Origin of the sequence: Vibrio sp. 10N.247.310.17 (assembly GCF_041466605.1) — a bacterium.
GTDB lineage: Bacteria > Pseudomonadota > Gammaproteobacteria > Enterobacterales > Vibrionaceae > Vibrio > Vibrio tasmaniensis_A.
Genome location: NZ_JBFSTC010000002.1, coordinates 1 through 19,911, shown reverse-complemented (window position 1 = coordinate 19,911; position 19,911 = coordinate 1). Strand labels below are relative to the sequence as shown.

Sequence of the window (19,911 nt, the reverse complement as noted above, 5' to 3'; positions counted from 1 at the left end):
CCGTAAAGGGTAAGTACGGCCATTACACCCAAGTCGCGTTGGTGTTTTGTCACCTATTTGTCTCTATTCTTTCCCTTAGGCGTTTAATGCCATTGTATAGCGAGCTTAACTTAGAAAGGCACCGCGACACGCTGTACATATTGGATTTCAATCGCACCTTGGTATTCAAACATTTCAACCGATGCACTCAAATGTTTGGCTTTAGTTGCCGAAGGGCTTTCTGTCGGAACTGTTGTTTCAAGTGACTTGATTGGTACCTTGAAACCTAACATATCGTAGTTTTCATCAAACCACTGCCAACTGACATTGGCGTCTGGGCAGCTGTCGATTATCTCAGGCGGTGTTACCACAATGTGAGGGTCGTTGAGTTTGCTTTCGAGTGTTAGCCATCGCTTGTTGTCGTCTAAAGCAACAATAATAGGGTAGTTGTTCGAACCTATCGTTAACTGATAAACACCCGATTCCGGTTTGATGAGCATCTCACTGGTTTCAATTTCTTGATATTCGACATCAGTATAGAGTTGTCCGTCGATAACCACTTTCCCATCAGGCGAGACCAGAGAAATACGTTGTGTTTGATCTTCTAACACTTCGTTGAGTTGCTCCGCAGACACTTTGATTTGATAGCCTTGTGATGAAAGACCGTGGCGCGTGATAAAGCTAACTTGAATGTGATGTTTCGTCTCAGTGTCTTGTCTTAGTGAAGTTCCGCATTGAGTTTGGCTCAGTATCTCTTGTTTAACTGGCAACCAAAGCTCACTATCAAGTGTTTGTTGATTGAGTGCGATTTGAAGCTCTTGCCACGCGACTTGAGGTTGCTCATCAAGCAGAGATTGATACGTATGTTGCAATGGCGTGTCTGTAAACCAAGCCGCATTACACGCAAAGGGCATTGTAAAGGGTAATGTGCAGAACAGTGCTGTTAGAGAGTTTACTTTCATTGTGATTCCCCAGCCAAACGATAACCAACTCCACGATGCGTTTCTAGTTTCAGCGTTGGAAGCTTTTGACGTAAACGCAGTATGTGGTTATCAACGGTTCTTGTGCTTGGGAAGGCTTGATAACCCCAAATTTTATTGAGCAACTCATCTCGATGAAACACACGACTTTGGTTCTGAATAAACAGTACCAATAGCTGAAACTCTTTAGGTTTCAACGTGATTGGACTTTCATCCAGATAAGCTATCCGTTCCGACAAGTTGATTTGGATATTTGCGTAATTTAAGTGGCTAACACCTAACGGGCGAAGCTGCGTAATGACTCTAGCAAGCAATTCATCGTTCGAAAAAGGCTTAGTCACGTAATCTTTGGCACCTGCCATTAAACCTTCAACACGTTGTTGAACTTCAACTTTGGCGGTCAACACAATTACAGGAAGGGCTTTGATCAGTAACCAATTAGGTAAGTGTCGCAAGCTGTCGCCGTCTTCAAGTTGTCGATCAAGCACCACGAGATCGGCTCGTAACCACAGCTTACTGGCACTCTGAGCATCTTGCACCCAAAGGCATTGATAACCATTGGACTCAAAGAAGCTGACGAGGCCTTGCCCAAGCAGTTGGTCGTCTTCAATCAGCAGTAGGGTGTTCATAAGCGATTTCCAAAATACATCGGGTTGGATTACGGAGAATGATGAGACGGCCATTCGCTTGTTTCATCAAGTGTTCGACAATAGTCAGGCCAATGCCCATATTATCTTGTTTGTGATTGGCGCACCGTGTTGTTCTTGAAATAAGTCGTTGTATCAAAGAGGGGAAGTGACCCTCATCTTGTACTTCTATTCTCAGTTTATCTGCAAGGGAGATCTTAACTAAAACCTTACCTTGTCCATGCTGCTTAGCATTCTTGATTAAGTTATCAAGACAGATGGTCAGCCAGTAATAAGGCAGGTTAAGTTCAACATCTCTTGCTTCACATTGATAAGCAATATTGTGCTTTTCGCAGACATGGTCGAGCCACTCTTCCAATGATGCGTTTTGCTTCAACAAAGGCTCCGACTGATCCGAACTTAGATACACTTTGCTGTTTTCGGTGAGCTGAGAAAGCCTTTGATAGTCTGAAATTAAACGCCAAACTGCCCCTTGGATCTCATCGGGAAAATCGTCGTAGCGGTTTCTGAACATTTCGACGGTTAGACCTAGGCTAGTAATTGGCGTGCGCAGTTCATGAGTAAGAAGCTGTAAAACGAACTGCCTCTCTTTTCGTTGTTTTGTTCTTAGGTACAAGACTCTGCCGAGCCCGGATAACAATGTAAACAGCAATGTAAAGATCAACGTTTTCATGATCAGGTTGTCGTTGCTCGACTCGCTCAGGCACAGGTTACTGTAACGAAAAGAACAGCTTTCGCCTGACAAGATCACTTCTTGTTGCTCGGCGATAGGCTTCCAAACTTCCGATGGAATCGCTTTCCAACCTTGTTCGCCACTCAACCAAAGCACATCATCTTGTTGCCAAGCGCGGTATCCATTGAGCAGTGCTTCTCTGCCTTGTGCAGTGAGTGCTTCTAGTTTGGTATATAAAGGGTGCTGTGGGTTGGTAATGCTCAAAAACGGGCGTATTTGCTCGCTTACGTCTGGGTAAGCTGCCAAATAACGATCAGCAAAGCTGCCACCGGCAGGGTGACGTTTGGAGTGTGCTGCAAACCAAATCGAATCCAATGCTTGTTGCTGACATAAGGAGAGCTCAAACTCGATGGCATCATGTAATGAAGGGTTACTGCTTTCAATTGCTTGGCAGTGATCCTGTATTGACGCTAACGCTGCGATGTCGTCCCAACTGAATTGGTTGAAATCAGGATAGCGGCTACTTTCATGGAGCAGAACTTTCGGATACTGAGCTAACTCTTGTTGAGATACTAAGATTGGAGATGATTGCCAGCTCAGTTGATACAGGGTTTGCCACTTATCTTGCAAACTTTGGGCATTGGCTAGAGTTGGGAGCCAAAAGATCAAGCCAAGGGCTAAGGTAAACCTGCGCATCCAATCATTCTCGTTAAAAGTCGTGGGGCGAGTCTAAAGAGTTTTGGACGTGATTTGTAACCTGAATGTCAACAAGTGTTCCTTTAACAACAAATTGTCGAGTGGGTCATGTTTTAAAATAATAAATTAAAAATACAGTAAGTATCATTTGAATGGATTAAACTAGATAATTGTGTACTTATTGTCATTTTTGGGCGGATGGAGGGGACTATACTGGGCTCATACCTAATCAGAGGAACCACCATGAAAACACTCATTAAATCAGTATTGGCACTTAGTATCTTAACAGCTGGCTCGGCTCAGGCATTCGAACTAACGAGTAATGATATTCAAGAAGGTCACCCAATGGCGAAGACGTTTGAATATTCAAGTTGGGGCTGTGATGGCGAGAACTTGTCACCGCAGTTGATGTGGAAAGATGCTCCAGCAGGAACCAAAAGCTTTGCAATCACGGCTTATGATCCAGATGCACCAACTGAAAGTGGTTTCTGGCACTGGGTGGCGTTTGATATTCCAGCAACAGTGAGCGAGCTACCTCGCGGTGTCGATATCTCTAAAGTGGGTGGCAAAGAAGGCCGCATCGATTATGGAACGGTAGGTTTCGGTGGCGCTTGTCCTCCAGAAAAAGATGGTATGCACCGTTATCAATTCACGGTTTGGGCATTGCCAACGGATAAGCTCAACCTAGACGAAAACACGCCATCGGCTGTGGTTGGATTCACGTTGAACAGCATGGCTTTAGACAAAGCGAAACTGACGGCAACTTATACACGCTAATAGCTTATGTACGTTAAAAGCTTATACACCTACATAATAAGCAAATAAGCAAATAAGGGGATGAGATGAATCATCAATATCAAGTGACGATCTTTCGTGCAGAGCAGTTACAAAAACTGCGTAATGTGAGGATACTATCCCCTAGTATTATTCAGATCATTACAGGCAGTAAGCGCCTGTTTTGGAAAGACTCAGCGGCAGAACTCTCACATTCTGAGCTGCTGTTGTGTGAGGCATCAGCGTCATTGAGTTTTGAGAACATGCCCCACAAAGGACGTTTCCTTTCGCGTGTATTCAGTTTTCATTTCCAACCGACGCAAGCAATGCTCGATCTGAGTGAGGATCGAGCAATTGAACTGGATTTACCCACCGTGGAGGCAGATCGAGGTTTGCAAGATTCTCTCAATGCGTTGTTTTCGTTTGATCGTCAGAGCATGAGTGAACAAACCCAACAATTTTGGTTGCAGGGTTTGTATCAGCAATTAGCCGAGAAGGGCGTGTTGCATCGATTGTTTATTAGCTCAAACGTTTCGTTTAGCCAGAAACTCAGCCACTACCTTTCGTATTCACCGGACGAGAAACATCCGTTAGAGTCGGTAGCAGAGCGTTTTGCGATGAGTCGCGCCACGCTTATCCGAAAGCTCAAACTGGAAGGTATGCAATATCGTGAGGTGTTGGCTGAAGTTCGGTTGAGTCACGCACTTTATCTGATGCAAAACGGACAGCAGAATGTGGCGATGTTGGCTCAGTCTTGCGGTTACCAATCGGAAGGACGTTTTAGTCAGCGCTTTAAAGGAAAATTTGGTTTGTCGCCTAGTGAATACATCAAGACAGTGGTCAGTAATTAAGTCGCAAGGCGTATCGAGCAAAGCAAGCCTAGTTAATTACAGGTCATTGAATAATGGTGTAAATACCGTTTTAATAGGTTCAAAACCAAATGTTTGTACGAGCGCAGATTGCTGAGTACCAGAGATGATGGCGCTATACCAGAGAAGGTCACCCATGACTGATTTGAACCCAAAAAGTGAATTAAATATAGAGAAGATCACCAACGATTTCCCGTTGTTAAGACAACTTATAGCGCTAGAAGAAGTGAGTTGGTTTAACCCAAACATCACGACGTTAGAGCAAGGTTTGCCCTATGTGGGATTAAGTGAAGAGGACATTCAAGATGCAAGCGTCCGATTACAAAGGTTTGCCCCTTATTTGGCGAAGGCATTCCCTGAAACACAAGCGACCAATGGCATCATCGAGTCTGAGCTTGTTGACATTCCATCTATGAAATCAGTATTGCAAGCGCATTATCAGCAGCCTATCAAAGGGCGTTTGATGATGAAAAAAGACAGTCACTTGCCGATTTCAGGTTCAATCAAAGCCCGTGGTGGCATTTATGAAGTATTAACGCATGCCGAGAAGCTTTCCATTAAAGCTGGGTTACTGTGTGAGAGCGATGACTACAGTAAGTTGCTCGAACCTGAATTTCGTAACTTCTTCCAACAATACAGCATTGCGGTAGGATCTACGGGTAACTTAGGCATGTCGATTGGCATCATGAGTGCCAAGTTAGGCTTTACAGTGTCGGTTCACATGTCTGCTGATGCGAGAGCGTGGAAGAAAAACAAACTGCGTGAGCATGGTGTCAACGTCGTTGAGTATGAACAAGATTATGGTGTTGCGGTAGAGCAAGGGCGCAAAGAAGCGGAACAAGACCCGAGTTGTTTCTTCATTGATGATGAAAACTCTCAAACTCTATTTCTTGGTTACTCGGTGGCAGGACAAAGGCTCAAACAGCAATTTGATCAGCAACAGATTGTCGTCGACAAAGAACACCCACTGTTTGTTTACTTGCCATGTGGAGTCGGTGGCGGCCCCGGTGGTGTGGCATTTGGCTTGAAGATGGCTTTTGGTGACCATGTACACTGTATTTTTGCTGAGCCGACCCATTCGCCTTGTATGTTGCTGGGTGTCCATACCGGCTTGCATGACGAAATCGCAGTCCAAGATCTCGGTATTGATAATCTAACCGCAGCAGACGGGCTTGCAGTTGGCCGTGCTTCTGGTTTTGTTGGTCGAGCTATGGAACGTTTACTCGACGGCTATTACACGTTAACCGACGAACGTATGTATCAATTGTTAGGTGAACTGAACCAAGTGGAGGGTATTCAATTGGAGCCTTCAGCACTCGCGGGTATGCCGGGTGTGATTCATGTTGAACAGAATAGAGAATACCTTACTCGTCTAGAAATTGATGAGTCGACGCTAGCGAATGCAACACACCTTGTGTGGGCGACAGGCGGAGGCATGGTGCCACCAAAAGAAATGGCAACCTACTTAGCGAAGTCATCGGCTTAACCCTGAATCTTTTATCGTTTAATTGTTTGTAAATATCAGTTGTTGCAAATATAAGCTGCTAAAAAGATAAGTCATGATAGAAGAGTGTTGTTTATAGCTTGAACACACTCTTTCTCACCTCTAAATCCCACCGTAATTCAAACAATAATTTGCGCAGATCGTTATCCAAAACACACATTTTATAAATTAAGCTTCTTAGATGTTCTAACTATCAGTTAGGTTGAGTGGCATTCAACTTGATAGGGATTGAGCAATGCAGACGGACAAAGTGATACAGACAAGACATATAAACACACCAGAAAAATTACTACAGCGTTTAGATGCGATTGGGGAGTCTTTGGAAGCATCGGGTAAGGCTCATGCTTTACTGGGATTGGGCTCGGTAGGTATTGAAACAGAACGACTTGATCAGTATTCAGATGTCGATTTTTTCGCGATAGTACAAACGGGGCATAAGCAGTATTTCTTAGACAGCTTGCATTGGCTCTCAGACATTCTTCCAATCGACTATGCCGTAAGGAACACCATCGATGGCTACAAAGTACTTTATGCCGATGGAATATTCTGTGAGTTTGCGGTATTCGAACCACACGAATTAGCGCATATTCCATTTGCTGAAGGTCGCATTGTTTGGCAGGAAGCCGACTTTGATACTCAGTGCTGTGCGCCACTTGAAAAAGGTGTCGCTGAAGCGAATTCTCAAGAGTGGATCATCGGCGAGGCGTTAACCAATCTTTATGTGGGCATGAGCCGATATAATCGCGGTGAGAAGCTTTCTGGCTCTCGCTTTGTTCAATCTTACGCGCTTGATCGTCTAATCGATCTTGTCGATCAAACTGAAACGTCTGAGCCAGAATTCGTTGATGAATTTATGTCGGACAGAAGGCTAGAGGCGCGCTTTCCTAAGTTTGCTCAATTGCTACCAACCTTTACCCAAGGTTACGAGCGCACGGCTGAATCGGCACTTGCCCAACTAGCGTTCCTCAACACCCACTTCACAGTTAACCAAGCCATGTGTGACCGAATCACTGAACTGTGTTCCAGTAAAGATTAAGCCTATAACCTGTTAATCTTAAGACCTATTTTCTTGGTGCGCGTAAATAACAGTTGTCGCTCGTCTGTATTGTTGATAGGTTTTAACCATGAAATTTAATTCTGCTTCAACTTCAATTTTCTTTTGGTGGTGCTCTCAATAGAGCAGCACGGAATACTTACATTCTTTAGCTGCTGGACGGTAGCTAAGAATGTCATCAAAAATGTCGCCTCTTTTTATCTCCAGTAGCCTTTTTAACTTGGAGATACACCATGAATACCAACTCAAACAGCCATACCGACAGCAATAATATTGGCAGTAAGAACAATACCAACAAGCCTGAAATCATTCTGACTGGCGATAGAGCAACTGGGCCTTTGCATTTGGGTCATTACGTCGGTTCACTTAAACAAAGAGTCTCTTTGCAGCATATTCACGACCAAACGATATTGGTTGCCGACATGCAAGGGCTTACCGACAACGCCCATAATCCTTCAAAGGTTTCGTCCAATATTCTTAATGTGGTCGCTGATTATCTTGCGGTGGGTATCGACCCGACCAAGACCACGATTTGTCTGCAATCACAGTTGCCGGTGTTAGCTGAGCTCACCATGTTCTACAGCAATCTTGTTTCTATCGCTCGCTTGGAACGCAATCCAACGGTCAAAAGTGAAATTCAGAACAAGGAATTTGGACGATCTATTCCAGCAGGCTTCCTCACTTATCCAATCTCACAGGCGGCAGACATCACTGCTTTTAACGCGACTTTAGTGCCTGTTGGCGATGATCAATTGCCGATGTTGGAACAAACCAATGAGATAGCAAGAAAGGTTAACTCGCTTGCTGGTAAACCAATCTTAAATGAATGTAGGCCGCTTCTCAGCAATGCATCTCGCCTCCCTAGTACTGATGGTAAAAGTAAGATGTCTAAATCGATGGGCAACGCCATTAATTTGGGTGCAACAGAGAAAGAGATCAGAGCTGCAGTCAAATCCATGTATACCGATCCAAATCATCTACGAATTGAAGAGCCAGGCAAGGTAGAAGGCAATATCGTGTTCACTTATCTTGATGCTTTTCACACAGACGCTAACTATGTCAGTCAACTAAAAGAGCATTACCAAAGAGGTGGGCTAGGCGATGGACAAACTAAGAAAGTGTTGGAAGAGTGCCTGCAAGAGATGCTTCGTCCTATTCGTGAAAGAAGAGCTGAGTTACTGGATGATAAAGCGCAGCTCATCGATATTTTGCGAAATGGTAGCGAAGTCTCTAGGGAAAGGACGCAAAAGGTACTGTTCGATGTAAAAGGCGTCTTTGGTCTGAATATTATCTAGCACTGGCTGTATGTAAATAAAGTCAATTAATTTGAATGATGATTACGGTTGATTTATAAATTGGATTTTGTGGATGGAAATGAGGTTGTATGGCAACGTATGATCTCAAATTCCAACTTTCAAGTTATGGTAATTAAATGAAAACTAACGTTTTACTCCCTTTGCTACTTCCAGTTTTGGTCTTAATGTCTGGCTGTTCAGATGTAGTTAGCGATGAGTATTCGACCTATGCGCAAGCCAAACAAGAGCGATTGTTCGAAAGAGGTTGGTTACCCGACATTCTGCCTAAATCTACCGTGAAGATTGTAGTGAATAACGATCTGGATGCGAATACTTCAGAAGGAAGCTTCGTTATCAGCGAGCCAGCATTGTCTGAATTTATTGGGAAATTAAAGCTGACTGAATCAACCAATCAATTTCAGTTTGTGGATGGCGAGAATGTTTGGGTGTTCAAGATTGGTGATGATAGTGTAGTTTCCTACACGCTCAGTAAGCGCGAAGGCTAAGTTAAGTAATTCCAACCTACATTTCTGTTATGAGTTATGTGGGTTGTCGAATGACATTGTTCACCTAACTGTGCCTAGTCACCGCCAATAAGCCCTTATCACTCTCAATTACAGGCAAGTAATGATGGAAATCAGTCATTTAGATCATTTGGTATTAACCGTGAAAGATTTACAAGTTACGGTCGATTTTTACCAACGGGTACTTGGAATGAAGCCTATCGAATTTGGCGAGGGCAGGTTGGCGTTGTCATTTGGGACGCAGAAGATCAATTTACACCTCAGCGGTAGCGAGTTCGAGCCGAAGGCAAGGCGTGTGCAGGTCGGTAGTGCAGACCTCTGCTTTGTTACCAATACACCAATGGCTCAAGTTGTCGAACATATCAAATCGCAAGGAGTCGCGATAGAAGAAGGGCCCGTACCACGAACAGGTGCAATAGGGACAATTGTCTCTGTTTATATTCGTGATCCTGATGGCAACCTGATTGAGCTCTCGAATTATTAGTCTTAGGCACTAAACCTGTACGCTTTTGTTTACTCTTCAAGAACGCGACTTTTTGTGTTTACTCCGCTTATCACTGGATGTCGTCAGCCAAACAAAATACAATCGAACAATGTTTTATTAATTCGTGCTTTATCATTATGATGAGAAATTTACTCATATTCATCGTTAGCCTGTTCTTCTTAACAGCTTGTTCTTCAACGAGTAATCATCAGCTAGACGATGAGACATTGAGCAACGAAGACGCAATGTCGAAAAGCTTGGAAGAAGAGAACAATATCGATGTTGCAATTGATACAAGTGCTGAGACCAACGTTGAATCTTCCCATGAGTCGTTCGTTAATCATCAACCAATAACTGATCATGAATCAAACTCAAACCTTGATTCAAATAATGACATGATAACTCACGCCAATGCAGAGCCAGAATCTGTGGAACCCTCCCAAATAGCAGCGACAGAAACAACGGAAAGCGATGCTAAGAGTGGCGGTGAAAAAGGCATCGGAAGCTATTTTATTCGTCATAACAAACCGACTAAGACCGTGATTAAATCACTAGAGGGTGTGACAGATGCATTGAACGTCATGACGTTTGGGATATTTGCCACCGGTAATGGTTAAATCGTTAACCTAGAACGACAACCTAATAGATAGAATGAAACGTGAAGGCGAGCCAGATGGTTCGCCTTTTTTGAGCTTCTAAATCTGGCCATCCTTCTTCCTAAGAATCGTGTTCACTTATCTGAGCGCTGAGTCAGGCGACGGTTAACGAAAATAGGAAATTATTAGTTCTGGAAGGGACTCGCCGAATTTACCCTGTTTGACTTGTTATATGCATCAAGGGTTCTAATACTCATCCCAAAGTAAGCAATGAAATCTAATCTTACAAAGACAAGTCTTATATTCACTTACGAGCATAGTAAGATGTTTGCTGTTATGTCGGCTTAGGTTTAGTTATCAATATTCTAGGGAAGAAAAATGAAGAATAAGAGTGTGTTTTTAAGTGTCGCGATGGTGATGTTGTCAGCTCATGCAAATGCATCAGATGCGAACCATGAGTCTGTATCAGATGGTGTTATCGCAGAACAAAGAGCGAAGCTTTCTGAAAATACCCAAGGACAAGGTTTTGGACCGCAAGCTCCACGAGATTTGGGTTCATTAGAAGGAACAAATACCAGGTTGTTCTCGGATGCTCCTGATTCAACAGCGATGAACTTATGTAATATTCACTTCCATAAAAATGCTGAGCATAAAGGCGGCGAGTTTACTCAATACGCTGGTAACGGTGATGGTAAGGGATTCCAGAGTGGCTTTAAATACACAGGCAAGCTGAGTTCTGCTGAGCTGAAACCATTTGAGGGCAAGGTTTGTCCGAGCGAGCATGGTTCTTTGCATTCGGGTGACACCATTGAAGTTCACTATGTTTATTCAACGGCGCAAGTTGAACCGGGTGAAACACTGGGTGCTTGTTTTAACGACGCGATTACCAACCCGCAACTGCGTGTAGAAACCCAAGTTTACGTATTAGTGAATGACGACAAAGCACTCGACTTTGAAGCGCTCGCTAAACATTCAAAAGTGAACGGCTTACACCAAGCACCAAACATCCCACAAGATACGGGCTCAGCGATTCAATACGCAGGCTCTACAACGGGTCCTGGTTACAATGAACAAGGTTCACCTTTCCAAGTAACATGGAGCGTTCGTCCACAAGTAGCGAAAGTAAACATCGCGACAGTGGGGAGCTGGTGTGAAGGCAATGACTTCAACGAAGACCACGCCCACGGTGTAAGAAATATAGTCGTAAACCCAGAGTTACTGTCTCCAATCGCTAACTAATCTTGTCACGTTGATTTTCTATCATTGTTTTCGAAGGCGAGCCTCTAGGTTCGCCTTTTTTGTGTCTTAACGAAAAACACTTTGGTGACTGGTTTAAGTTTATGTTTGGGGCTGAGGCTGAGGCTAGGTTTAAGCTTAGTGGGGAAATTACGTGTCACACTTATTCAAAACATGAGTTGTGTTAAACGTGCTTAGTCAAAAACGTTCTTTACGCGAATCGAAGCTCCATGATACGTTCATGATCAATTATGTTGGGTTATAGATAAGGACAGTCTAATGTCACTAGAAGGTGCGATTACATTCTTTATTGCCATGTTTATATTTGGTATTACTCCGGGGCCTGGCGTATTTGCCATTTTAGCTCGAGGCATGGTTAATGGTTGGCGAAAGTGCATCACTCTATCGTTAGGGATGATATGCAGTGATCTTATTTACCTTGCGCTTGCCTGTTTCGGTCTAGCAACGATTGCCGAGAATTGGTCGATTGCGTTTGAGGTGATTCGCTACCTTGGTGCGGCTTATTTGATTTACTTGGGCTACAAGATGTTTAAGAGCCTACCTGAAGTACAAGGCTCAGCGGAACTTGCAGCCAAACAAAGTCAGAAATCCGAACTCGCGAGTTTCGCGCAAGGCTTTTTGATTTCAGCTTCAAACCCTAAAGTGATTCTGTTTTATATTTCGTTCTTGCCGACTTTCATTGATCTGACAGTTCTGCGCTCACAAGATATTGTCTTGGTTTCTGGTTTAGCATCTGTTGCTCTAATGTCCGGTTTAATGCTTATCGCTGTAGGAGCGGGCAGAATGGCAGGTTTGCTGAAAACGCCACGCGCGCATAGAAGATTAAATCAAAGTGCTGGTGGAATAATGATTGCTGCTGGATCATATTTGGCGATAAACAGATAAATACAGTTCAATTTAAACAGAAAAAGCGCGTTGTTGCATAGTGGCAGTAACGCGCTTTTTTGCATTTATTTTCCGGTGTGGTATTCGCTTACTAGAGCAGTATTAGCGAATTGCTGCGTTAATTGAAGGCAGTAAATCGCGCTTCTTAATCACGTATCGCAAGCGAATTAACATCAGCGTAGCAGAGATACTTAAACCCGTAAGAATACCAATCCAAAACCCTTCTTCCCCCATTGCTGGAACAATGTGGTCTGTTAGCCCGAGCACCATGCCGAGTGGAAGTGCCAAGCCCCAGTATGAAGCAATGGCTAACATCATCGGGATCTTGGTATCTTTATAACCACGCAGTGCACCGTTAGCAGACGTTTGTAATGCATCACTGAACTGGTACATAGCCGTAAAGGTCAACAATACTGCTGCCGTTGCACTTATCGCAGGGTCGGTCGTGTAAAGTCTAATGATCCACTCAGGGAACAGAAGGAACATCGCAACTGAAAACAAGGAAATTAACGCTGCAACTAAGATACCGACTTTACTGCGCTCAATTGCGGCTAGTTCGTCTTTCTCACCCAAAGCGTGACCAACACGAATCGTAATACCAAACGAGATACTCATCGGAATCACGTAAGTCAGGCTCGAAATGTTAAGTGCAATTTGCGCGGCTGCTACGTTCTCTGCACCAATACGACCAATCATCAACGCGATAACCGCAAAGATACTGCCGCACACCGCGATGTTCATCCCGATAGGTAAACCTAATCTTAGAAGGTGAAGCATCTCTTTTGCTTTTGGCTTTGCATCTGAAAAGTTGATGATAGTTTTGTAGTGGTGATGACCTTTAATGTAGGAATACAGCATTCCCGACATTAGCCAATACACTAAGCTAGTCGCCCAGCCACAGCCCACAGCCCCCATTTCAGGGAAGCCAAACTTGCCGTAGATAAGCACGTAGTTGACCGGAATATTCACCAACAAACCAACCACCGAAATGATCATCGGTACTTTGGTGTTGTTCATACCCTCACAAAAGCCATTCAAGGTGTAGAAGAGGGCAATACCCGGCACACCGAAGGCTAGGGCAAACGCATAGTCGCTACCAATTGGAATGATCTCAGAGGCAACCCCAATCCACTCTAAGATCGGTTTCGCACTCACTAAGTAAGCGATGAGCAAGACGCTAGCAATTAATGCTAACCAAACCATTTGGAAGAACTCAACAGAGATACTTTGAAAGTCACGTGCACCGCGGTGGTAAGCGACAACAGGCGTTAACGCCATAATCACGCCACGAAGTAGCAGCAACACAGGAATCCAAAGGCTAGTACCAAGTGCAATAGCGGCGAGATCGGCAGGGCTTACTTGGCCAGCCATTGTCGTATCGACAAATCCCATCGCTTGGGTCGCTATTTGAGTCAAAATGATAGGAATCGAAAGATGCATAAGCGCACCCGATTCACGAGTAAAAGGACGAAGTTTCGTTAGCATGGAAGTTCACAACACCAATATAAATACACGAATGATGGCAGGATGGCCGGTGTGCATTTTAGGATGTGCCCCGTTGGGCGGGCGACAATATAAACACCTTACCGTATAGGGTCAAGCATTGGATTTACAGGGGCTAATTTGCTCTGGAGGAGCGCCAGGTTTGCATGATGCTAGATACTGTTTCTATGTACATAACCTGATGATTTTAATGTGAATCATACTAGATAGAAAGTTTCTATATTTGCCTGTTGAATTTCAATGCACACATCATAAGTCACTGTTATGGATGAACTAAATTTAGTACAATTGATGGCATAAGAAACTAGATAGAAAAATTCTATATTTAAATGCAGAATTTTTCTGTCTAAGAACTGTTATGTTCTAAGGAGTAAAAATGGGTTGGTTAGAAGATATTGGTAAATCATTACCAATAGAAAAAATTTATGATGACTTAGCTAGCGGAGCTGTCAGTGAAGTCGGTGATTTGGCTAAAAATACAGTAAAAGCAGCGAGATGTGTTCTTGCTCCTATTGATTACTTGGCAACTCAACAAGAGCGGTTTCAACGTTATTTGCAACGTGTAAACGATAAGGTTCCGGAGGAACAGCAAGTTAATGCTCATCCACAGATTGCAGGCCCTGTCATGGCTAACCTCAAATACGTTGAGGAGGAGAGTGTTATTACAGAAATGTTTCTAAATCTTTTGGCTCGTGCTATCGACCAAGAGCGAGTAAACGAAGCACATCCTGCATTTGCCAATATCATCAGTCAGCTGTCACCAGATGAAGCTAAAATGTTGTATTACTTCGAAAGAAAGGAGTATGTGTTAAAACAGAGCTCCACATTTTATCCTAGCTCGAATACCTTCGGTCCCAGAAATACTACTAACAACGAGTTTCCTGTAGAACGTTTAATGTACCCTCAAAATTATTTTATGTACTTGGACCATTTACATAGCCTGAATCTTGCTGGAATGTGGCAGCGTGGTAATCAACAGCCCACGTATGCAGGAGGGCAACAAAATGGTGTTGTGATTACTAGTGCTACTCAGCTGACTCCATTTGGTGAACTGTTCATTAAAGCCTGTATTCCAGAAGATATTGAAATATACGAAAAATAAATGGCACGAACATAACAAAGCATTTAAGAGTGATTCGCAACGCTTGGCAGTTTCGCTTCGCTCAAGTATAGCCAAGCGCCGCTCACACCTTAATGCGGCGTTAAGCCTATAGGAGTTATATCAGCGTGAATAATAAATATGTAGCATTTTACCCATCAAGACCATATTGGGCTATTGGAGCATTAGAGGTTGATACTGCATTTGTTCATCAAAATTTTACAGAATTAATGTCTGAGATCGTTTATCAGAAAGACGGTGATGATTTTGATTTGGCTATATGTAGAGATGGTCGAATTATGCTCAATCTAAAGGCGTGCGATAAAAATTTAGATACAGGTATCGACAAGGTAGTTGAGCGCTGGAATATTTATCTTGGTTATCTTAACTCTTTTTACTTGTTGTTAGATTCTGCCGCTATTGGAGTCATGGGCATAAGTTATTTCTCATTACATGAGATAACGAATAGAGACGCTTTCCCTCTAAGCATTGAAAATGGGAAAGTTAAATCTGAGAGTATATCTTCCGAGAGTATTGCATCTACGTATCAAATGGCTCGATATTTATCAAGCTATAGGCAAGGACTCCCACTAAGTATTGACACTAGGTTGTCAAGTCGACATGTTATAAATGTCGAAGCTATCGAACTAGCAGCTAGTAATTTTGAAAAGTTATTTTCTATTTCAGGGATGCAAAAAGAGTTATCTTCTATATCAAAGAGCATTAGCGAATATAAAGTTGGAAACTATGAAACATCTGTAATTCTATCTTGGTTTTGTGCGGAGAAAATAGTTTCACATCAATGGAATAGCCATTTAATAAGTTTAGATCGCAATTTCGGTGATAATAAGCGTATTAATTCGAAAAGATTAAAACAGCTAACAGATAGGGATTACACAATAAGTATAATCATCAATATGTTAGAGCTATGGGGGGTGCTGCCATTTGAACTATATAAGGATATTGAGAAGGTTAGAGTAGCAAGAAACAAAATCGCTCATGGAGATAGCAAATACATAGCTAATTCAGCAGATGCATGTCTTGCTATCAATTCTGCCTTAGATTTAGTTAATATTTTTTATAAAATACAAGTAAAGCCAAGTTTGGGATTCCAAGTGTCTGGTATATAGGCTTAACAAGCAATTTAAGAGGGATTCACAACGCTTGGCACTTTTGCTTCTACTTCAGTTTTAGTGTTTATGGCACAATGCTTTAGGTCTGGGTGGAGGCGTTGTTCACCCCTTAATTGGGCGTTAACTGCCATTGTCAGAGTCAACACTTGGATTTTAATTCGTTCCGATATTAATTCGAATCGTCGAAGGCTCCTAGAAATAAGGATCCTAAATGACCTGTGTTATCTCAAAAACCTAAGCACCTTAATTTAGGCCGAATTTTTCAATCAAATTCGATTTTATCTTGTACTGGTAGTAACGATTTTCATTTCCACATTCGCTACCAGACTTAAACTTTATTGCCCCATTCTGAGTATATTTTGAATTAACAAAGAAGTATTCACATCCTTCTATCTTAGATTCGTTATAATGTTCAGATTCTCGAATTTTAATACCCAATAAAGTGCCATTATTTTCAAAGCCTTTAAATTGGTGCATTATTTTCTGATCTTTCTCAGTAATGTTCACACCTTTACCAATTAACTTTTTAGATATCTGGTGTAACTTCTCTTTTTTATCAAACATGTCGACAAGTTCTTTTGTTACTCTTATTGCTGTTTCATCCTCTGTACAGATAAAGTCTAGCGGCGAACGAGCCAATGAAAAACATTGCACAGAAGGCTTTGAAAGGTATGTTATTGACTTTTCTAAATTGTCCTTGTCTGTTGCGTTAAGTTCAATTGCGCTAGCTTGCATTGAAATGAGTAAGGTGGCACCAATTAATAGCTTTTTCAAAATGATAATCTCATGGGTGATTTCTAGTTTAGGTGACTATATAGGTCCCTATTTTTCGTATCATTATACTAAATTAGAGCTTCGGCTGCACTTTTGCATAGTGGACTAACGAATTGTAATCCTTCATTAATGGCTAGCGCGAATATGTCAGTTAACAAACTGTTTAAGAGTGATTCTCAACACGTGGCATTTTTACTATGCGTTGCGTATAGTGTTTAAGGTGGCATGCGGCGGCATCGGTATTGTGTTGCTCACACCTTAACAGGACGTTATGAGTATTTGTGGATTAAGAAAAGGAAGTCATTTTGTATCAGTTATATTATTACCCAAACAACGCGAGTTTAGCTCCGCACTTCTTATTACATTTCATGGAATTAGACTATCAATTGTTGTTAGTTGATAGGAAATCGAGCTTCCACAAATCAGCTGAATATTTAAAATTGAATCCAGCGGGTAGAATTCCTACATTAATTGACGATGGAATGGCAATCTTTGAAAGCTCTGCGATTTGTATTCATCTTTGTGAGCAAAACCCTAAGCATGGTTTGCTCCCTCAGTTTGGGAGCAAAAGTAGACCTCAGTTTTTCCAATGGTTAGCGTACTTGAATAATACACTTCAAGCTGAGTTAATGGTTCGATATTATCCACATCGACATACAAATGATGAAAGTACTATTCCAAATGTGGTTGCAGCGCAAGATGATCGAATTGGTGACTCACTATCCGTAATTAATGATCAACTTGAGGGTAATAAATACCTTTTAGGCGATGAAATTTCAGCCTGTGATTTCTTCTTATTTATGCTTTCTGGGTGGTGTTTACCAATTAAGAAATCGCCATTAAGTTTTGAGCATCTGTCAGCTTATCTAAATCGTTTATCATCACATCCAACAATCATGGCTGTTTGTGAGTTAGAGGGTATCGATCTTAGCCCATTTAAGTAATACTCATAACAAATGCATCAACACGATTTGCTACACTCGGCGTTGTCAGTTTGCCTTTAGTTTCAGTGGTTAAGGCAGTAAAATTCAGTTAAGTCTGTATCGTAGCAAACGTGTTATGCAGGCGTTAGCTGCCATCCATGTTCAAAGGAGAAACAAATGGGTTATCCACTTCAAGGAGCATGTCAGTGCGGACAAGTTACCTATGAATTACATGAAAAACCATTAATGGTCTTTGCTTGTCACTGTACCGAGTGTCAAAAGCTATCTACCAGTCCATTTAGTATCACTGCGGTTGTTGATGTATCTAAGATAGAGTTTTCGGGTCAACTGAGCAGTTGGGAGCGCTTAGCTGATAGTGGTAATCGGAACTGTGCGATGTTCTGCCCAAGTTGTGGAAACAGAATTTATCACTTTAACCCAGATGCACCGGAAACAGTTAAGTTAAAGCTAAAACCAATTGATCTATCTTCAACTGATATTTTCGAGCCTCAAGCGCATGTTTGGGTTAGTGAAAAACTGGAATGGTATCAGATACCAAATAATGTAAAGGTCTTTCCCAAGCAGCCGAGCTAGCAGCTAACAAATTGTTCAAGCAGACAGCTAACGTTTGGCGGTTTTGGTTTGGTTGAGTTTAGTGATTACGGTGGCTTTGTTTGAGCGCAGTGGTAGTTAGCTGCTACTTAACAAGGCGTTATATGTTTTTTCAGCATTGGAGAAATAATGGAAGTTTTAATTGAACAGGAAATCGCTCTACATCAGTATGAGATTAGGCAAGATCCTAATGAAGTAGCAAGGTTGCTTCATTCGAGCTTTAAAGAAGTTGGGCGTTCGGGGTGTAGTTTTGATTACTTTTCTATTTTGAGAATGATGCAAAGTGAAGAACCTTCAGATGGTTATATCCACTCTCAAGATTTTGAGTGTATCTTGTTGGAACCTTCAGTTCAGCTGCTTCTATACAAATCAGCATGGGTTTCAAAATCTGGTGAAGTTAGCGCATTTTCTAAGCGGTCGTCGATCTGGGCGTTCACTGGTCACGGTTGGCAGATGAAATATCATCAAGGAACTCCATGTGAAAAGTTTGAACTTCTGTAATTATTGCTGAAGTTTTAGAATTTTGGGTTGTGTACCCTACATATAACTAATAAGGATTAAGGTGTTGCGTAGCCAACACTAAATCCCAAGTGTTGAACAAGCCCGAAGCCACTTTATTAAGTAAATTGTACGATTGAACTTGAAGGGCACATCGCTTTGAGGCTTTTCTCAAGGCGAGCGAGGTCAAGATAAGGTTGCGATAGCAATCTTATCAACCAGTTAGCTGTTTTTCGTTTCTTTCGTTGTCACATCTCCTCTGTTTTCGTCAATGCCATTCTCCTTATTATCCAATGCCTTTCGGCTAGGTGGGTCGGCTTACTCCAACACATGCCATTTCATGTGCACAGCAAGGGCATACTCGTATCGCTTTGCTCCTTATCGGTGCTGTCACTGGCGGCATCATATAGAGTAGGTTCAACAGCAACAGCTGAATACGAACTCTTAAGGCGTGTGCTTGACCACGTAAAAATCCGTAGTCTCTTACTCGCTGTAACCCTTTGGGGAGCACGTGCTGCAAAATGAGCAGCAAGAACTTAAGGATGGGCAAAGTGCGCGTTCGCCATGTATTGGTTTGGCTCTCTTTATAGCGGAACGTGACCGTATCATCGGTGATATGGATGATGTCTTCATCAGGCAACACACCACGATAGAGATAGCGAGCTAAATAACTCAGTGCAGCCTGACCATAACCAACCTGCCTACAATCGACCACCCATTGCTTGGGTATGCCACTCGGCAGCCACAACGTTGGATGCTGATTAATGGCCTCTAGCATTCTTGCTCGCCAGACTTTGGCCAAAGCAAACGCGTTAAAAAGGTAATGCTTGTTGCCTTTGTGCCACGTTCGCCTTGATGGGTCGTATTGGCCTGCCGCCACAATAATGTGCAGGTGTGGATGCAAGTTTCGTTGTCGGCTGTGGGTATGCAGCACGGCTGTAAACCCAAGTTCACCTTGCATCTGTCTTTTCGCAAAGTCCTTTAAAACCCCCGATGCCACCTTAAACATACCGTTATATGTCGCTCTAGGTTGATGTCTTGCTAAGACTCTTAGTTGATACGGCAAAGTGAAGGTCACCATGAAATAGTGAACAGGTAACCGCTTTTGCTGCTGACGTTGTAGCCAGTCAGAAGTGGTGCGTTGTTGGCATT

General features: G+C 42.6%; 21 protein-coding genes. 15 read left to right on the top strand and 6 right to left on the bottom strand.

Features of this window, described 5'->3' with window-relative positions; all coding sequences use genetic code 11:
• Positions 1–110: 110 nt before the first annotated feature.
• The 3 genes from AB6D80_RS00900 to AB6D80_RS00890 are packed head-to-tail and all read right to left on the bottom strand — an operon-like array spanning position 111 to position 2,975.
• On the bottom strand, positions 111–941 hold the full coding sequence (locus tag AB6D80_RS00900; protein WP_372187555.1) for a DUF2861 family protein: 831 nt from the start codon (positions 939–941) through the stop codon (positions 111–113).
• The gene (locus AB6D80_RS00895; protein WP_012600722.1) at positions 938–1,588 is read right to left on the bottom strand and encodes a response regulator transcription factor; all 651 of its coding nucleotides are present in this window, start codon (positions 1,586–1,588) and stop codon (positions 938–940) included. The genes AB6D80_RS00900 and AB6D80_RS00895 overlap by 4 nt, the downstream gene beginning before the upstream one ends.
• Complete coding sequence (locus AB6D80_RS00890) at positions 1,566–2,975, bottom strand: DUF3404 domain-containing protein (RefSeq protein ID WP_372187553.1); 1,410 nt, start codon at positions 2,973–2,975, stop codon at positions 1,566–1,568. Before AB6D80_RS00890 ends, AB6D80_RS00895 begins: the two co-directional genes overlap by 23 nt.
• 243 nt (positions 2,976–3,218) lie before the next feature.
• On the opposite strand from AB6D80_RS00890, the gene AB6D80_RS00885 reads away from it, so the two are divergent.
• The 10 genes from AB6D80_RS00885 to AB6D80_RS00840 all read left to right on the top strand — a co-directional run bounded on the left by AB6D80_RS00885 (position 3,219) and on the right by AB6D80_RS00840 (position 12,217).
• A complete protein-coding gene (locus AB6D80_RS00885) occupies positions 3,219–3,752 on the top strand; it encodes a YbhB/YbcL family Raf kinase inhibitor-like protein (protein WP_029223939.1) in 534 nt (177 codons plus the stop codon).
• Positions 3,753–3,817: 65 nt separating this feature from the next.
• Positions 3,818–4,600: a helix-turn-helix transcriptional regulator gene (locus AB6D80_RS00880; RefSeq protein WP_371701146.1), complete on the top strand. Its 783-nt coding sequence runs from the start codon at positions 3,818–3,820 to the stop codon at positions 4,598–4,600.
• 154 nt (positions 4,601–4,754) lie between these two features.
• The gene (locus AB6D80_RS00875; RefSeq protein ID WP_372187551.1) at positions 4,755–6,104 is read left to right on the top strand and encodes a D-serine ammonia-lyase; all 1,350 of its coding nucleotides are present in this window, start codon (positions 4,755–4,757) and stop codon (positions 6,102–6,104) included.
• A gap of 253 nt (positions 6,105–6,357) precedes the next feature.
• The gene (locus tag AB6D80_RS00870) at positions 6,358–7,158 is read left to right on the top strand and encodes a hypothetical protein (RefSeq protein WP_102249245.1); all 801 of its coding nucleotides are present in this window, start codon (positions 6,358–6,360) and stop codon (positions 7,156–7,158) included.
• Between the two features lie 251 nt (positions 7,159–7,409).
• Positions 7,410–8,471: a tryptophan--tRNA ligase gene (gene trpS / locus AB6D80_RS00865; protein WP_372187550.1), complete on the top strand. Its 1,062-nt coding sequence runs from the start codon at positions 7,410–7,412 to the stop codon at positions 8,469–8,471.
• Positions 8,472–8,608: 137 nt separating this feature from the next.
• The gene (locus AB6D80_RS00860; protein ID WP_372187548.1) at positions 8,609–8,977 is read left to right on the top strand and encodes a hypothetical protein; all 369 of its coding nucleotides are present in this window, start codon (positions 8,609–8,611) and stop codon (positions 8,975–8,977) included.
• Positions 8,978–9,101: 124 nt separating this feature from the next.
• On the top strand, positions 9,102–9,479 hold the full coding sequence (locus AB6D80_RS00855) for a VOC family protein (protein ID WP_372187606.1): 378 nt from the start codon (positions 9,102–9,104) through the stop codon (positions 9,477–9,479).
• 137 nt (positions 9,480–9,616) lie between these two features.
• Entirely contained in the window at positions 9,617–10,096 is a 480-nt protein-coding gene (locus tag AB6D80_RS00850; RefSeq protein ID WP_102249246.1) for a hypothetical protein, read from the top strand.
• A gap of 357 nt (positions 10,097–10,453) precedes the next feature.
• On the top strand, positions 10,454–11,314 hold the full coding sequence (locus AB6D80_RS00845; RefSeq protein WP_102249247.1) for a delta-class carbonic anhydrase: 861 nt from the start codon (positions 10,454–10,456) through the stop codon (positions 11,312–11,314).
• A gap of 276 nt (positions 11,315–11,590) precedes the next feature.
• Positions 11,591–12,217: a LysE family translocator gene (locus AB6D80_RS00840; protein ID WP_102249248.1), complete on the top strand. Its 627-nt coding sequence runs from the start codon at positions 11,591–11,593 to the stop codon at positions 12,215–12,217.
• Between the two features lie 102 nt (positions 12,218–12,319).
• On the opposite strand, the gene AB6D80_RS00835 is transcribed toward AB6D80_RS00840, so the two are convergent.
• Entirely contained in the window at positions 12,320–13,702 is a 1,383-nt protein-coding gene (locus AB6D80_RS00835; protein ID WP_017102631.1) for an MATE family efflux transporter, read from the bottom strand.
• A gap of 394 nt (positions 13,703–14,096) precedes the next feature.
• On the opposite strand from AB6D80_RS00835, the gene AB6D80_RS00830 reads away from it, so the two are divergent.
• Complete coding sequence (locus tag AB6D80_RS00830) at positions 14,097–14,822, top strand: Abi-alpha family protein (RefSeq protein WP_372187547.1); 726 nt, start codon at positions 14,097–14,099, stop codon at positions 14,820–14,822.
• A 125-nt stretch (positions 14,823–14,947) separates the two neighbouring features.
• Complete coding sequence (locus AB6D80_RS00825) at positions 14,948–15,949, top strand: hypothetical protein (protein WP_372187545.1); 1,002 nt, start codon at positions 14,948–14,950, stop codon at positions 15,947–15,949.
• A gap of 246 nt (positions 15,950–16,195) precedes the next feature.
• Here AB6D80_RS00825 and AB6D80_RS00820 read toward each other — a convergent pair whose 3' ends face one another.
• Positions 16,196–16,726 (bottom strand): hypothetical protein, encoded by a 531-nt coding sequence (locus AB6D80_RS00820; protein ID WP_372187544.1) that lies wholly within the window; start codon positions 16,724–16,726, stop codon positions 16,196–16,198.
• A 305-nt stretch (positions 16,727–17,031) separates the two neighbouring features.
• On the opposite strand from AB6D80_RS00820, the gene AB6D80_RS00815 reads away from it, so the two are divergent.
• The 3 genes from AB6D80_RS00815 to AB6D80_RS00805 all read left to right on the top strand — a co-directional run bounded on the left by AB6D80_RS00815 (position 17,032) and on the right by AB6D80_RS00805 (position 18,762).
• Complete coding sequence (locus tag AB6D80_RS00815; RefSeq protein WP_102250480.1) at positions 17,032–17,670, top strand: glutathione S-transferase family protein; 639 nt, start codon at positions 17,032–17,034, stop codon at positions 17,668–17,670.
• 156 nt (positions 17,671–17,826) lie between these two features.
• Entirely contained in the window at positions 17,827–18,243 is a 417-nt protein-coding gene (locus AB6D80_RS00810; RefSeq protein ID WP_009846796.1) for a GFA family protein, read from the top strand.
• Between the two features lie 147 nt (positions 18,244–18,390).
• Positions 18,391–18,762, top strand: a complete 372-nt coding sequence (locus tag AB6D80_RS00805; protein ID WP_102250373.1) for a DUF4440 domain-containing protein — start codon at positions 18,391–18,393, stop codon at positions 18,760–18,762.
• 301 nt (positions 18,763–19,063) lie between these two features.
• Here AB6D80_RS00805 and AB6D80_RS00800 read toward each other — a convergent pair.
• Positions 19,064–19,911, bottom strand: an 848-nt coding sequence (locus AB6D80_RS00800) for a transposase (protein ID WP_372187543.1), incomplete at its 5' end; no start/stop codon positions are given.

Excerpts from the sequence above, each read along its gene's own strand:
- AB6D80_RS00900 (WP_372187555.1), bottom strand. The coding sequence starts at position 941 with ATGAAAGTAAACTCTCTAACAGCACTGTTCTGCACATTACCCTTTACA.
- AB6D80_RS00895 (WP_012600722.1), bottom strand. The coding sequence starts at position 1,588 with ATGAACACCCTACTGCTGATTGAAGACGACCAACTGCTTGGGCAAGGC.
- AB6D80_RS00890 (WP_372187553.1), bottom strand. The coding sequence starts at position 2,975 with ATGCGCAGGTTTACCTTAGCCCTTGGCTTGATCTTTTGGCTCCCAACT.
- AB6D80_RS00885 (WP_029223939.1), top strand. The coding sequence starts at position 3,219 with ATGAAAACACTCATTAAATCAGTATTGGCACTTAGTATCTTAACAGCT.
- AB6D80_RS00880 (WP_371701146.1), top strand. The coding sequence starts at position 3,818 with ATGAATCATCAATATCAAGTGACGATCTTTCGTGCAGAGCAGTTACAA.
- AB6D80_RS00875 (WP_372187551.1), top strand. The coding sequence starts at position 4,755 with ATGACTGATTTGAACCCAAAAAGTGAATTAAATATAGAGAAGATCACC.
- AB6D80_RS00870 (WP_102249245.1), top strand. The coding sequence starts at position 6,358 with ATGCAGACGGACAAAGTGATACAGACAAGACATATAAACACACCAGAA.
- trpS (WP_372187550.1), top strand. The coding sequence starts at position 7,410 with ATGAATACCAACTCAAACAGCCATACCGACAGCAATAATATTGGCAGT.
- AB6D80_RS00860 (WP_372187548.1), top strand. The coding sequence starts at position 8,609 with ATGAAAACTAACGTTTTACTCCCTTTGCTACTTCCAGTTTTGGTCTTA.
- AB6D80_RS00855 (WP_372187606.1), top strand. The coding sequence starts at position 9,102 with ATGGAAATCAGTCATTTAGATCATTTGGTATTAACCGTGAAAGATTTA.
- AB6D80_RS00850 (WP_102249246.1), top strand. The coding sequence starts at position 9,617 with ATGATGAGAAATTTACTCATATTCATCGTTAGCCTGTTCTTCTTAACA.
- AB6D80_RS00845 (WP_102249247.1), top strand. The coding sequence starts at position 10,454 with ATGAAGAATAAGAGTGTGTTTTTAAGTGTCGCGATGGTGATGTTGTCA.
- AB6D80_RS00840 (WP_102249248.1), top strand. The coding sequence starts at position 11,591 with ATGTCACTAGAAGGTGCGATTACATTCTTTATTGCCATGTTTATATTT.
- AB6D80_RS00835 (WP_017102631.1), bottom strand. The coding sequence starts at position 13,702 with ATGCTAACGAAACTTCGTCCTTTTACTCGTGAATCGGGTGCGCTTATG.
- AB6D80_RS00830 (WP_372187547.1), top strand. The coding sequence starts at position 14,097 with ATGGGTTGGTTAGAAGATATTGGTAAATCATTACCAATAGAAAAAATT.
- AB6D80_RS00810 (WP_009846796.1), top strand. The coding sequence starts at position 17,827 with ATGGGTTATCCACTTCAAGGAGCATGTCAGTGCGGACAAGTTACCTAT.
- AB6D80_RS00805 (WP_102250373.1), top strand. The coding sequence starts at position 18,391 with ATGGAAGTTTTAATTGAACAGGAAATCGCTCTACATCAGTATGAGATT.